General features: G+C 71.3%; 12 protein-coding genes and 1 pseudogene. 4 read left to right on the top strand and 9 right to left on the bottom strand.

Translation table 11 applies throughout. The features are described 5' to 3' along the window. The first annotated feature begins 2 nt into the window (after nt 1-2). Nucleotides 3-1,868 (top strand): translational GTPase TypA, encoded by a 1,866-nt coding sequence (gene typA, locus O7553_RS15305; protein WP_281550435.1) that lies wholly within the window; start codon nt 3-5, stop codon nt 1,866-1,868. 52 nt (nt 1,869-1,920) lie between these two features. Here the strand turns inward: typA and O7553_RS15310 are convergent, their stop codons facing one another. Next, nucleotides 1,921-2,919 (bottom strand): TerC family protein, encoded by a 999-nt coding sequence (locus tag O7553_RS15310; RefSeq protein ID WP_281550436.1) that lies wholly within the window; start codon nt 2,917-2,919, stop codon nt 1,921-1,923. Between the two features lie 392 nt (nt 2,920-3,311). On the opposite strand from O7553_RS15310, the gene O7553_RS15315 reads away from it, so the two are divergent. Next, entirely contained in the window at nt 3,312-3,605 is a 294-nt protein-coding gene (locus O7553_RS15315; RefSeq protein WP_278169981.1) for an antibiotic biosynthesis monooxygenase, read from the top strand. 49 nt (nt 3,606-3,654) lie between these two features. Then, nucleotides 3,655-4,926, top strand: coding sequence for a glycosyltransferase (locus tag O7553_RS15320; protein WP_281550437.1), 1,272 nt, complete (start codon nt 3,655-3,657; stop codon nt 4,924-4,926). A gap of 78 nt (nt 4,927-5,004) precedes the next feature. Here O7553_RS15320 and O7553_RS15325 read toward each other — a convergent pair. The 6 genes and pseudogenes from O7553_RS15325 to O7553_RS15350 form a co-directional block, all read right to left on the bottom strand. After that, nucleotides 5,005-5,838, bottom strand: a pseudogene (locus O7553_RS15325) (STM4011 family radical SAM protein); the annotation flags it as partial. A 5-nt stretch (nt 5,839-5,843) separates the two neighbouring features. Further along, nucleotides 5,844-7,169 (bottom strand): STM4012 family radical SAM protein, encoded by a 1,326-nt coding sequence (locus O7553_RS15330; RefSeq protein WP_281550438.1) that lies wholly within the window; start codon nt 7,167-7,169, stop codon nt 5,844-5,846. Then, nucleotides 7,166-7,996 carry an STM4013/SEN3800 family hydrolase gene (locus O7553_RS15335; RefSeq protein WP_281550439.1) on the bottom strand — a complete coding sequence of 277 codons (831 nt, stop codon included), beginning with the start codon at nt 7,994-7,996 and terminating at the stop codon, nt 7,166-7,168. Before O7553_RS15335 ends, O7553_RS15330 begins: the two co-directional genes overlap by 4 nt. Further along, nucleotides 7,993-9,108, bottom strand: a complete 1,116-nt coding sequence (locus O7553_RS15340; RefSeq protein WP_281550440.1) for an STM4014 family protein — start codon at nt 9,106-9,108, stop codon at nt 7,993-7,995. The genes O7553_RS15335 and O7553_RS15340 overlap by 4 nt, the downstream gene beginning before the upstream one ends. Nucleotides 9,109-9,128: 20 nt before the next feature. Continuing rightward, nucleotides 9,129-10,049, bottom strand: a complete 921-nt coding sequence (locus tag O7553_RS15345; RefSeq protein WP_281550441.1) for an STM4015 family protein — start codon at nt 10,047-10,049, stop codon at nt 9,129-9,131. 81 nt (nt 10,050-10,130) lie between these two features. Further along, nucleotides 10,131-10,751 carry a TetR/AcrR family transcriptional regulator C-terminal domain-containing protein gene (locus O7553_RS15350; RefSeq protein ID WP_281550442.1) on the bottom strand — a complete coding sequence of 207 codons (621 nt, stop codon included), beginning with the start codon at nt 10,749-10,751 and terminating at the stop codon, nt 10,131-10,133. Here O7553_RS15350 and O7553_RS15355 point away from each other — a divergent pair. After that, nucleotides 10,750-11,547: an ABC transporter permease gene (locus O7553_RS15355; protein ID WP_281550443.1), complete on the top strand. Its 798-nt coding sequence runs from the start codon at nt 10,750-10,752 to the stop codon at nt 11,545-11,547. The genes O7553_RS15350 and O7553_RS15355 overlap by 2 nt on opposite strands. 45 nt (nt 11,548-11,592) lie before the next feature. On the opposite strand, the gene O7553_RS15360 is transcribed toward O7553_RS15355, so the two are convergent. Together O7553_RS15360 and O7553_RS15365 are read right to left on the bottom strand one after the other, a co-directional pair. Next, complete coding sequence (locus O7553_RS15360; protein ID WP_281550444.1) at nt 11,593-12,483, bottom strand: hypothetical protein; 891 nt, start codon at nt 12,481-12,483, stop codon at nt 11,593-11,595. Continuing rightward, nucleotides 12,484-12,807 carry a PadR family transcriptional regulator gene (locus O7553_RS15365; RefSeq protein ID WP_281550445.1) on the bottom strand — a complete coding sequence of 108 codons (324 nt, stop codon included), beginning with the start codon at nt 12,805-12,807 and terminating at the stop codon, nt 12,484-12,486. It lies immediately after the preceding gene. Nucleotides 12,808-13,095 lie beyond the last annotated feature (288 nt).

Raw genomic sequence — 13,095 nt, forward strand, 5'->3', positions numbered from 1 at the left:
GCATGCAGACCCGCTCCGATCTCCGTAACGTGGCCATCATCGCGCATGTCGACCACGGCAAGACCACGCTGGTTGACGCGATGCTGCGCCAAGGCGGCCAGCTGCACGCCCGCGCCGAACTGCCCGACCGGGCGCTGGACTCCATGGACCTGGAGCGCGAAAAGGGCATCACCATCCTGGCCAAGAACACCGCGATCAGCTACGTGCCCGACCAGGGCGACCCGGTCGTCATCAACATCATCGACACCCCGGGGCACGCCGACTTCGGCGGCGAGGTGGAACGCGGCCTCACCATGGTCGACGGCGTGGTGCTGCTGGTCGACGCCAGCGAAGGGCCGCTGCCGCAGACCCGGTTCGTGCTGCGCAAGGCACTGCAGGCCCGGCTACCGATCATCCTGGTGATCAACAAGGTGGACCGGCCGGACGCGCGGATCAAAGAGGTCGTCGACGACACCTACGAACTCTTCCTCGACCTCGACGCCGACGAGGCCCAGATCGACTTCCCGATCGTGTACGCCTGCGCCCGCGACGGCGTCGCCTCGCTGACCCAGCCGGCCGGCGGCGCGGTGCCGGACGACAGCGACAACCTGGAGCCACTGTTCCGTACCCTGTTGGAGACGATCCCGGCACCGGCCTTCGACCCGGAGGCGCCGTTGCAGGCGCACGTGACCAACCTCGACGCCTCGCCGTTCCTGGGCCGGCTGGCGCTGTGCCGGGTCCGGCAAGGCACCATCCGCAAGGGCCAGACCGTCGCCTGGTGCCGCACCGACGGCAGCCTGCAGAAGGTCCGCATCTCCGAACTGCTGATGACCGAGGGACTGGAACGCAAGCCCGCCGAGGCCGCCGGCCCGGGCGACATCATGGCGGTGGCCGGCATCCCGGACATCATGATCGGCGAGACCCTGGCCGACGCGGACGACCCCCGCCCGCTGCCGTTGATCACCGTCGACGAGCCGGCGATCTCGATGACCCTGGGCACCAACACCTCACCGTTGGCCGGCAAGGTCAAGGGGTCGAAGGTGACCGCCCGGCTGGTCAAGGACCGGCTGGACCGGGAACTGATCGGCAACGTGTCGCTGCGGGTGCTGCCCACCGAACGCCCGGACGCCTGGGAGGTGCAGGGCCGTGGTGAGCTGGCGCTGGCCATCCTGGTCGAGCAGATGCGCCGCGAGCAGTACGAGCTGACCGTCGGCAAGCCGCAGGTGGTCACCCGGGAGATCGACGGACGGGTCTGCGAGCCGGTGGAGCGGCTGACCATCGACGCCCCCGATGAGTACCTGGGCGCGATCACCCAGCTGCTGGCCACCCGGAAGGGCCGGATGGAGCAGCTGGTCAACCACGGCACCGGTTGGATCCGGATGGAGTGGCTGGTACCGGCCCGCGCGCTGATCGGGTTCCGGACCGAGTTCCTCACCGAGACCCGCGGCACCGGCATCCTGCACCACGTCTTCGAGTCCTACGAGCCGTGGTTCGGCGAGCTGCGGACCCGGCCCACCGGATCACTGGTCGCCGACCGGACCGGCGTGGCGACCAGCTTCGCCATGTTCAACCTGCAGGAACGCGGCTCGCTCTTCGTCGAACCGGGCACCCCGGTGTACGAGGGCATGCTGGTCGGCGAGAACTCCCGCGCCGACGACATGGACGTCAACATCACCAAAGAGAAGAAACTGACGAACATGCGTTCGTCGACCGCCGACGAGTTGGAGCGGCTGGTGCCGCCCCGCAAGCTCTCCCTGGAGCAGGCGCTGGAGTTCTGCCGCGAGGACGAGTGCGTCGAGGTCACCCCCGAGGCGGTACGGTTGCGCAAGGTGATCCTCGACCAGACCGCACGGGCCCGGGCGGCGGCCCGCCGCAAGCACCAGAGCTGAACCGCACTGCCGGTGGGAGCCCTCGGCACGGGGGTTCCACCGGCGGTGTCGGTCACTTGACGATGTCGGCGAGCTCCCGCTTACGGTCCCGGGACGTCTTGACCAGGCTGGCCACCGTGGTGACCAGCAGGGTCACGAAGATGACGGTCAGCGACAGCCAGATCGGGATGTGCGGTGCCCAGCCGACCGGATCGCCACCGTTGACGAAGAACAGGGTGTTGTCGGCCAACGCCTCCAGCACCAGCTTCACCCCGATGAAGCCCAGCACCACAGCCAGGCCGTAGCTGAGGTAGACCAGCCGTTCCAGCAGGCCGCCGAGCAGGAAGTAGAGCTGCCGCAGCCCCATCAACGCGAAGACGTTGGCGGTGAAGACCAGGTACGGCTCCTGGGTGATGCCGAAGATCGCCGGGATCGAGTCGAGCGCGAAGATCAGGTCGGTGACGCCGATCGCGATCATGACGATCAGCATCGGCGTGAACATCCGCCGGCCGGCCTCGGTCTCCGTGGTCAGCCGCCCACCGTCGTACGAGCCGGAGACCGGCAGCACCCGCCGGCTCCACCGGATCACCGCGTTCTCGGAGAACTCGTCGGTCGTCTCGGGCTGGCGTAGCTGACCGATCGCAGTGTAGATGAGGAAAGCGCCGAAGATGTAGAACACCCAGGAGAACTGGGAGATCAGCACGGCGCCTGCCGCGATGAACCCGCCTCGCAGCACCAGCGCCAGCACGACGCCGACCAGCAGCACCTTCTGCTGGTACTTCCGGGGCACCACGAACCGGCCCATGATGATCACGAAGACGAAGAGGTTGTCGACGGAAAGGCTCTTCTCCGTGACGTAGCCGGCGAAGAACTCGCCGGCGTACCGCCCGCCGGACGTGGCCCACACCCCGAGGCCGAAGATCACCGCGAGCACGATGTAGAAGACGGTCCAGCCGGCTGACTCGCGCATGCTCGGTTCATGCGGCCGCCGGACGATGATCAACAGGTCGGCGATCAGCACCGCGGTCAGTACGACCAGGCTGACCAGCCAAACCCAGGCTGGGATGTTCACTCGGACCTCCGGCAGACACAGGGCACCGCCGACCGGAACCGGGACGGGCTGCCCCGGTCTTCGTGGAGATGCGCACAGCAGTGACTGACGGAGGTCTCTTCCGCCACCATCCACCGAACTGTCTGCTTCGGGGACGACGACCGCAGGTGCCGGGTCGGTCCACCATGCGGTCCAACCGTGCTGACGACACCAGCGCGAGGGAATACTCCCCTCCTCCTGCGTCATTGTCGCGCAACTACCGGGCAAACGACACACCGGGCGGGTCACCGGTGACGACAAGCACAACTTCTGAAGGCGTCCTAGGAGGCTAGATGGTTCTCGAAGCGGTGGCACGCCGGCCTCAGCCGGCCCCTCGGGCCGGTCCGGGCGCAGCCGTGTGGCAGGCTGCCGCCATGGTGCTTGAGATCGCGCTGGTCGATGTCCAGCCCGGCCGGGAAGCCGACTTCGCCGCAGCGTACGCTGCCGGCCGCCACCTGCTGGCCACCACTGACGGCTGCCGGTCGGTGCGGATGACCCGGGGGGTGGAGAGTCCCAGCCGGTTCGTACTGCTGGTCGAATGGGACTCTGTCGACGCGCACGAGCAGAACTTCCGCGCCACCGACCGGTACCTGCGGTGGCGGGAACTGATCGGTCCGTACTTCGCCGCGCCGCCGGTGGTCGAACACTTCGTCGACCTGCCGGCGTGACCCGGACCCTGCCGGTGTCCGGCCGGTCCGGAGCACGTCGGAGCCCGCGGTGCGGATAGAGATCGTGACCGCTGGTAGCCGGGGCGACGTCGCACCGTACACCGGGCTGGGGCAGGCACTGCTCGCCGCCGGCCACCGGGTCACCGTGACGACCCACGGCACCTTCGACGCGCTGGTGACCGGCAGCGGCCTCGACTTCCGGCCGCTGCCGGGTGACCCGTACGCCGCCCAACTCACCCCCGGCGGGCGGCGGCTGCACCGGCTCGGCGGTGGGCTGCGCGGCACCGCCGAGTTCGTCCGGCAGGGCCGGCGCTACCTCGACGACCTCGCGACCGGGCTGGCCGACGTCGGCACCGACGCCGATGTGCTGCTGCTGGCCACCACGACCGCGCCGCTGGGCTACTCGGTGGCACAGCGACACGCGATCCCGAGCATCGGGGTCTTCCTGCAACCGGTCGCACCGACCGGCGACTTCCCGCCGGTGCTGCTCGGCGACCGGTCCTTCGGGCCGGTCGGCAACCGGGCGCTGGGGCGTGGCGCCGAGGCGGCCAGTGCCCGGGCGTACGACCACTCCTCGCGGCGGCTGCGCCACCGGCTCGGCCTGCCGCCGGTCCCGCTGGCCGCTCTGCTGCGGCAGGCCAGGCGCTCAGGCTGGCCGGTGCTGCACGGGTTCAGTCCGAGCGTGCTCCCCCGACCAGCCGACTGGCGCCCCGGGCTGGAGGTCGTCGGCTACTGGTGGCCGGCCACCGATCCGCACTGGACTCCCCCGCCGGAGCTGACCGGATTCCTGGACGCCGGCCCGCCGCCGGTGCTGATCACCTTCGGCAGCATGGCGGTGCTCGACGCGTCACTTCCGACACTGATCGGTACGGCGCTGCGCCGGGCCGGCGTACGCGCGATCGTGCAGGCCGGTTGGGGCGGGCTGCGGGTCGGCTACGACGGCGCCCGCCCAGTCAGCGACGACGGCGTCCTCGCGGTCGGCGACGTACCGCACGACTGGCTGCTGCCCCGGGTGGCGGCGGTGGTCCACCACGCGGGAGCCGGCACCACCGCCGCAGGGCTACGGGCCGGGGTGCCGGCGGTGACCGTGCCGCTCATCGCCGACCAGCCGTTCTGGGCCGCCCGGCTGACGCGTCTCGGAGTCGCCGCCGAGCCGCTGCCGGCCCGACGGCTCACCGCCGACCGGCTGGCCGACGCCATCCGCACGGTGCTCGACCGGCCCACGTACGCCGAACGGGCCCGGCACCTCGCGGCCCGGATTGCCGCCGAGGACGGGCACGCCGCGGTGCTGCACGCCGTCGACCGGGTCACCCGCCGCTGACCGGATCCGCAGCGGCGCCCGGCCCGGCCACCCCTGCGACCTCCGACGCCGTATCGGGGAGGCGTGCGGGATGCGTTCCAGGACGCCGCCGGCGAAGACGTCGTACAGCGGCAGCTCCCGCAGATGCACGTAGCCGATGTGACAGTCGCACGAGACCAGTGGGCAGGGGCGCGGGCGCAGTGCGGCCCGGTAGGAGCCGTCGTAGAGGTTGCCCAGCGGTTCGGCGACGAAGTGGCACCGGCGTACCGTGCCGGACCCGTCGACCGAGACCACCGACTCCCCGGTGCGGCACGACCGCCCGGCCGACGGGTGCGGGTGCACGCTGTAGCCGAACAGCGGGTCGAGCTCGGTCCACGCCCGCTGCTGGGCGGAGTCGTAGCGGTGCCCGTCGGCGGCGTTGACCCAGAGGTAGACCTCGGCCGGCAGCGCGGCCCGCAGCGACCGGGCGGCCGCCAGGTGCTCGGGCAGGCCGACGACCCCTACCGAGAACCGCACCCCGGCGGTACGCAGCGTGCCGCAGCGGCGCAGGAAGACCTCCCGGTCGACCTGGCCCGGGTGGTACGTGGCCCAGAACGCCAGCCGGCGACGCTGGTCGGTGTCGGCCTCGGCCAGAAAATCCAGCCGGGCGGCCAGGTTGGTCTGGATCGCCACCCGGCCCACCTGCGGCAGCCCGGCCAGCCGCAGCAGCGCCCGCCGGTACCAGGATCGGGTCAACGCCTCGCCCCACGGGGTGAACAGCACCGAGATCCGATCGTCGTGCGGATTACGCACGGCCCAGTCGACGAACCGGTCGAGCGCCACCCGGTCGGTGCGCAGCGTTGCCGGGTCGTCGCGGCGCTTGGCGAACGGACAGTACGGGCAGTCGTAGTTGCAGCTGGCCAGCGGACCCCGGTAGAGGATGCTCAGGTCCATCCGGCTCACCGGGCCGGCAGGCCGGCCATCGCCGCCCGCACCGGGGTCGAGACCAGCCACGGGCCGATCGCGTCACTGCGGGCCAGGCCCGCCGCGGTCAGCGCCAGCCTGTCCGGGGTCACCGTCAACCAGCCCCGGTCGACCAACGTCGCCAGCTGCGGGAAGTCGTCGACGGCCCGGGTGGCGAACCGCGCCGCGTACGCCGCCTGGTCGCATCCGTCGGCGCGCAGCAGCGAGGTGATCAGCCAGCGCCGACGCTGTTCGTCGCGGTCCAGCCGGAAACCCACCTCGGCGACGTCGAAGTCGGGCTCCGGCCGGCGCAGGTAGTCGACGATGATCGCCCGCACCTGCCCGACGGAGACCGCGTAGTCGAACGAGTAGTGCAGGTCGCTGGTGTAGGACCGGGCGCCGCAGCCGAGTCCGACCATCCCGTCCTCCTGGCAGGAGTACGCCGGGGCGTCGACGACCGGCAGCGCCGCGCGACGGAAGTGCCGCATCGACAGTTGCCGGTAGCCGGCGGCGCGCAGCCGGTCGACGCCGTGCCGGTACAGCGTCTGCCGTTGCGCGTCCCACTGTGGATCAGGCAGGTCGGCCGGGGCGCGGCGGGCCAGGCCGGTCAGTGGGCGGACATAGAGCGGGTAGAGGTAGATCTCCTCCGGCTCCCAGCGCAGCGCCGCGTCGAGCGACTGTGCCCAGGTGGTGTCGGTCTGGCCGGGGATGCCGTAGATCAGGTCGATGTTCAGCTCCGGGATCGGCTGGTCCCGGATAGCGGCCAGGGCGCGCTCGACCTCGACGCGACGCTGCGGCCGGCCGGCGGCCCGTGCCTCGGCGTCGAGGAAACTCTGCACCCCGATGCTGATCCGGGTGGTGCCGCGGGCGGCGAGCACCGCCAGCCGGTCCGGGGTGGCGGTGGCCGGTGAGGTCTCCACCGCCGTCGGCACGCCCGCCGGCCGGAACCTGTCGACCAGGTCGAACATCGTCGACAGCTCGTCCGCGTCCAGGTAGGTCGGCGTACCGCCGCCGACGGCGACCCGGGCGAACCGGGCGTCGTCGCCGAGCGCGGCGGCCACCCGTACCGCCTGGCGGCGCAGCTGGTCGAGGTAGGCGGCCACCTGCCCGGCCGGCGGGTTGGCCCGGGTGAACAGGTTGCAGAAGCCGCAGCGCATCTCGCAGAACGGCAGGTGCAGGTAGAGGAACAGCTCCGTGCGGCGCTGCCCGGACCAGACGTCGACCAGCGCGGGACGCGGCCGCAGCGGCCGGTACGCCGTCTTGTGCGGATACCCGTACAGGTAGCCCTGGTACGGCGAGGCGTCCAGGGCGGCGACGGTCACGCCGGGTCCGGTGTCGCGGCGTCGGACCAGGCGCCGGGGTCGATCACGAAATCGGCGTACGGGACCGTCCACACCACCTCGTGGCCGACCCGGTGTCCGCTGTGTCCGTCCTCGCCGTACGCGGTGCCGTGGTCGGCGCAGATGATCGTCAGACAGGGCCTGCCCCGTGAGCTGGCCATGGCGAACAACCGGCCGATGTGCCGGTCGACGTACTCCAGGGCGGCGGCGTGGCTGTCCCGGTTGTCGCGTTCGGTGCCCGGCAGGTAGTGCCGGTTCGGCTGGTGCATGGCGGCCACGTTGACGAACAGAAACAGCGGCTGGTCAGCGGGAACGGCCGGGACGACCTCGGCGATCCGGTCCAGCTGGGCCTCGAAGCAGCCGGGCGCGGTCACCCCGAACGCCGACTCCCAGTGCGACTCGGCGAACAGGCCCGGCAGGGTCGCGCCCAGCGGCGAGGAGCGGTTGAAGAACCCGACCCCGCCGACGCACACCGTGTGGTAGCCCTCCTTGCGCAGCGCGGTGACCAGGTCGGGTGCGTCGAAGACCCAGGTGTGCTCGTCGGTGGTGGCGCTGCCGGGGAAAGCCGCGGCGAACATCCGGGGGTGGCTGCCCGGTTCGGCCGGGGTGGGCAGGAAGCCGGTGAAGAACGCCTGATGTGCGGCGTACGTGAAGCTGGCCGGGCTGTGCCGGCGTTGCCACTGCCCGTCCGGTAGCGCGCGGGCCAGCTGCGGTGTCCGGCCGGCGGCGAGCAGCTCGACCGCCACGTCATAGCGCAACGTGTCAAGCGTGACGAACAGCAGGTCGTGGCTGCCGATCAGGTCCTTCATGCCGACCTCCCCATCGCGGCCGTGGTCCGCCAGGCGGCGAACCGGCCGGTACGTATGGCATGCAGCTGGGCAGCGTAGCTGTCCCGCCCGGCAGCGTCGCACACCGTGGGGAGCAGATCGCCGAAGGCGTTCACCTCCGCCACGGCGTGCCGCCGCCAGTCACTGCCGATCATCAGGTCCACTCCGACGTGCAGGCTGCCGGTGAAGCAGCGCGCCGCGCGTACACAGTCGGCCAGCGCCGCCGCCCACCGGCGGGGGCCGAACGCCGCCCGTACCGCCGCCGGGTCACCGCGCCGGTTGCCCAGGTGCAGGTTGGTCAGCGGACCGTCGCTGCTGCGCACCACCAGGTGGCCCGGCTCACCGGCGATCACCAGCACCCGCAGGTCGACGACCCGGCCGTGCAGGCCGGCCTTCGGGAACCAGCGCTGCACCAGCAACCCGTCCGGGGCCAACCGGTCCACGATAGAGGCGACCTCCCGCTCGGTACGGTAGGTCCGCACCCGCAGCGAGTTGAACAGCCGCCCGTCGTCGGTCAGCTCAACCGAGGTGACCGCCTGCGTCCGCCGGCCGTGCGCGTGCAGGGCGAGCACCCCGGACGCCGACGACCCGTGCACCGGTTTGACGAAGACCCGGGCCCAGCCGGCGTCGGACAGAGCGGTACGCAGCTGCGCCCAGTCACCGGGTGCGGTGTCCAGGATGGCCGGCTGGGCCACCCCGGCGGCGGCCAGCCGCCGGTGCCCGGCGCGTTTGTCGAACAGCACGGCGATGTCGGCCGGGTCGTTGAGCAGGGTCGCGCCGGCCCGCCGGGCGGCGTCGGTGAGCCGGCCCAGGGCGGCGCGCAGCCCGGCGTACCAGGCGGCACCGCCGCTGATCTCGCCGTGGTCGAGCGGTCGGCCGGCGCCGCGCAGCAGCCGATCCACCTCGGAGTCCTCGCCGGGCGAGTCGATCCGTACCGTCGCCCCGCCGGGCAGGGCGACATCCTCCCCGGCGGCGAGCTTCCGCCAGGGCAGCACCCGAACCCGCAGGCCAGCGGCGTGCGCGGCGGTGCGGAACGCCCCGACCCGCCGGTTGCCCGGGTTGCCGACCACGACCAGCGGCGTGGTGTGGCTCATCGGGTGAGGTTAACAACCGGTCATTCGCCGACCGAGACGTACCGCCCCCGGTGCGGGTCGACCTCCTGCTGATCGCTCAGGTCGACGTCGACGCCGGGCAGTGCGGCCGGCAGCCGGACCATCATCGCGTCGGACAGGTAGTGCCGGTGCAGGTCGAGACGGCGCAGATGGGTCAGCGGCTGCCCGGCGAGCAGGGCGGTGGCCCCGTCGTCGCCGAGGGTGCCCAACGACAGGTCGATGGTTTCCAGGCGGGGCACCACCGCCGCGGCGGTCAGCGCGGCGGCGACCGCGTCGGCGATCTCGGCGTTACGCAACCCGAGGGTACGCAGCGCGGGCAGCCGGGTGCCATCGAGGATCGACGCCAGGTCGTCCACTGAGGTGTCACCTTCGTAGTCGGGGGTGCCCAGCCACAGTTCCAGATGGGTGCAGGCCGGCAGGTCGCTGGCGGCGACGGCGCGGGTGAGGGCGGCCGGCAGCCCGCCGGACTCGATGGCGAACTCCCGCAGCCCGGTGTGCCGCACCGGCTGCAACAGCAGCGACATCGCACCGCGTACCCGCAGCACCTGCAGCGCCGGGTAGGCGGCCAGCAGCGGGGTGATGTCGGGCTGCAGGATCCAGGAGATCTCGCACTCGTCGAAGGTCATCTCGCCGAGGAAGACGGCCCGCAGGTTGGTCAGCCGGGGCGCGGCGTCGACCAGCAGCTCCAGCGGGAACGTGACGTCCCACGGTTCTCCCCAGTCGCCGGTCACCAGCGCCTCGACGCTCGCCGGGTCGACGGTGTCCAGCCAGGTGGCGAAGAGCTGGGCGAATTCGACCTCGTCCTCCTCCGACGCGCTGAGTCGCCAGGCGACCGGGGAGCCGGTGTGCTGCGCCGCCGTCTGCGGGTCGAAGTCGACCACCGGCAGTCCGGCGAAGTGGGTGATGTGCTCGTTGATGGTCATCGACGGTGCTCCGGGGGAGGGCGTGGGGCTGCGGACCCGGCACGATAGCAACCCGGTGCGACGCCGCGCTGCCCGTGCGGCCTACTGCGGCGACTGCAGTTCACTTGGTTGCCCGGAGTCGGCCACTGATGGAAGGGCCGCAGCGATGCAGTCGAAAACCCGCTGGAGTCCGTCTCGGAACTGGTCGTCGCGGCTCAGGTGTGGCTGACGCGCCTGCGTTACGATCTTGGTGAAGATCGGGTACTCGCCGCTTCTCACCAGCTGGTCGACGTACGGGTGGCTCCGCGCCATCCACTCCGACTCGCTGAGCCCACTGCGGCGCAGCTCCTTGGTTGAGCCGATCTCCTCGCGGACGGTGCCCTCGATGTAGCCGCTCAGCATGGCTATGAGGCCGAGGTTCTCGTCGATGGGGATGAGATCATCGAGCACGCCCATCAACCGTTCGATCAGGAGCAGCTGGTTAGGGCCGAAGCTGGGCAGTGACCGCTGCACGGCGGCCATCCAGGGATGCCTCAGCCACATGGCCCGAAGCCCGTCGGCATAGCGCGCCAGGTCCGTGCGCCAGTCGCCCGAGGGCATCCCCGCGACGTCGATCTCGCCTGTCACCTGGTCGGCCATGAGATCGACAAGGTTGTCGCGACTCGGGACGTACCGGTAGAGGGACATCGCACCGGCGCCGATCTCAGCGGCGATCCGTCGCATGGGTCGCCTGGGCTGGACGCTCACCGACGGGCTGACCCTGATTGGCCGCGAGTTCACACGGCTGCGGCAGGAGCCCGGGCAGATCATCGCCGCGCTGGTCTTCCCCGCCGTCATGGTGGTGCTGTTCGGCTACGTCCTCGGCAGCGCGATCCAGGTGCCGGGTGGCGGTGACTACCGCGAGTACCTCATGCCCGGCCTGTTCGCGATGGTGACCTTCTCCGCATGGTTGGGGGTCATGACGCGGACGGCCAGCGACGCCACTCGCGGCGTGATGGACCGATTCCGCTCCATGCCGATGGCGCGCTTGGCGGTGCCGTTCGGGCAGACCGGCACCGACCTGCTGACCGGCCTGTTGATGCTGACCATCATGGTGGGTGCGGGACTGCTGGTGGGCTGGCAGCCCCACCGTGGCCTGATCCCCACGATTCAGGCGTTCCTGTTGATGATCGTGCTGCGGTACGCGCTGAGCTGGGTGGGCGTCTATGTGGGCCTGGCGGTCAAGAACGACCAGGTCGCCGACGCGATGGTGCCGCTCGGCCTGCCGTTCACGATGCTGTCCAACGCGTTCGTCCCGACCGACGGCATGCCGGGCTGGTTGCGCTTCCTGGCGGACTGGAACCCGGTGAGCGCGCTCACCGCCGCCTCCCGGGAGCTGTTCGGCAATCCGGGCGCCCCCTCGGGAAACGTAGCCTGGCCACTCGCGCATCCGGTGACCGCCGTCCTGCTCTGGTCGGCCGTACTGTTGGTGATCTTCGTCCCGCTGTCGTTGCGCGCCTACACGCGCCGAGGACGCTGAAGGCTCCTGGTTTCCTACTCTTCTGACGCCAGGCGGGGCGGCTCGTCAGAGTGCGCCCAGCGGCGGTGCCAGCGGGCCGGCGGCGCGCTGCTGGAGCAGACGCCCGGCCTCGATCAGCAGGTCGACGAGGCTCACCGCGACGATGACGGCGACCCAGAACTTGGCGGTACGGTCGGCTTCGGGGCTCAGGTAGACCGGACCGGCGAACAGCACCCAGGTCAGCGCGGCGCAGATGGCCAGTCCGAGGAGCATCCCGACGGTACGGGTCACCGGCCGCCACCGGCCGTGGATGGTGACCAGGAGGTGGTGCACCAGTGTGGCGATCAGCAGGGCGAGCACGAGTGGGCCACGGAGCTGGGCGAACTCACGGTCGAAGGTGAGGGCCTGCACGGCCTGCGGCGCGGCCCCGAGCTGATCCAGCAGCCAGGCCGCGTTGACCAGCACGACCGTACCGGCGACGTAGAAGGCGAAGGCGGCGATCCGGCCGGACCGGTTGACGAAGCCGGCGGCCGACCTGCGCGGCCGCCAGGCGAAGCGGTCCGGCCACCGACGTCGCGCCCAGCCGGCGAGGCCGAATCCCACGACGAGGAACCCGGGCCACCAGAACGCCGGTAGCCCGTACGTCCAGTACCAGTCGACCGCGTCGGTCGCGGCGGCCACGCCGAGCAGCCAGATCACCAGCACACCGGCGACGCTGAGCCGGACGAAGCGGCGGGTGTCGGCCGGGTCGACGGCGATCGGCGGCTGCCCGTACCGGGCGGCCACCTCGGCGGGGCGGCCGAAGGCCCGCAGCCGGGCCACCGGATCGTCGCTGTCGGCCAGTTCGTCGCGCAACAACGTCGTCAGTTCGAGAGCCACGTCCCTACGCTGCCGGCGGGGTAGCAACCGCGCCACGTCGGCGACGTACGCATCGATCAGTTCCTCGGTGGTCAGCACTTACCTGTCACCTTTCAGCAGCTGGCCCATGGCCTCGTTCATCCCATGCCACGAGTCCCTGAGCCGGTCGTACAGCTCTTCGCCGGCGGGGCTGCGGCGGTAGTAGCGGCGTGGCTGCCCTTCGGTCCGCCACTCGCTGACCAGGACGCCCTGGCTCTCCAGCCGCCGCAGCAGCGGGTAGAGCGTTCCCTCCTCGATCGGGAGGCCGTTGTCGGACAGCGACTGGCGCAGCTCGTAGCCGTAGCGGAACTCGCCCAGCTGTGACAGCACCGCCAGGACGACAACGCCCCGGCGCAGCTCAAGCTCCAGCCTGTCGCCAACCATGTGCCACACAGTACTGTGCAGCGCACAGTCCGTCCAGTGCCAGGGATACGGTTCGACTGCCCGGTCGACACCCCAGGCCCGGGTAGGGCGGGCCCTGGCCCGCAGTGATGGGTGTGCAGGCTCGCTGGCTCTGGGAGAATCGACGTCATCAGCCTGGAGGACCTGGAGCGGCGAATCTCGGCGATGGAGGCCGAGCTCGCGATCGTGCGGCAGGAAGCCGCCGCCGCGCGGGCCCTGGAAGGCCGCCGTCGCGCGAGGGCCGGCACTCGGCGATGACCTCGCCGGTGG

The sequence above is a fragment of the Solwaraspora sp. WMMA2059 genome, from assembly GCF_027497315.1.
Classification (GTDB): Bacteria; Actinomycetota; Actinomycetes; order Mycobacteriales; family Micromonosporaceae; genus Micromonospora_E.

Bases quoted from the DNA above. Each gene is read 5' to 3' on its own strand.
- typA (WP_281550435.1), top strand. From the start codon at position 3: ATGCAGACCCGCTCCGATCTCCGTAACGTGGCCATCATCGCGCATGTC.
- O7553_RS15315 (WP_278169981.1), top strand. From the start codon at position 3,312: ATGGTGCTTGAGATCGCGCTGGTCGATGTCCAGCCCGGCCGGGAAGCC.
- O7553_RS15335 (WP_281550439.1), bottom strand. From the start codon at position 7,996: ATGAAGGACCTGATCGGCAGCCACGACCTGCTGTTCGTCACGCTTGAC.
- O7553_RS15340 (WP_281550440.1), bottom strand. From the start codon at position 9,108: ATGAGCCACACCACGCCGCTGGTCGTGGTCGGCAACCCGGGCAACCGG.
- O7553_RS15345 (WP_281550441.1), bottom strand. From the start codon at position 10,049: ATGACCATCAACGAGCACATCACCCACTTCGCCGGACTGCCGGTGGTC.
- O7553_RS15355 (WP_281550443.1), top strand. From the start codon at position 10,750: ATGGGTCGCCTGGGCTGGACGCTCACCGACGGGCTGACCCTGATTGGC.
- O7553_RS15350 (WP_281550442.1), bottom strand. From the start codon at position 10,751: ATGCGACGGATCGCCGCTGAGATCGGCGCCGGTGCGATGTCCCTCTAC.
- O7553_RS15365 (WP_281550445.1), bottom strand. From the start codon at position 12,807: ATGGTTGGCGACAGGCTGGAGCTTGAGCTGCGCCGGGGCGTTGTCGTC.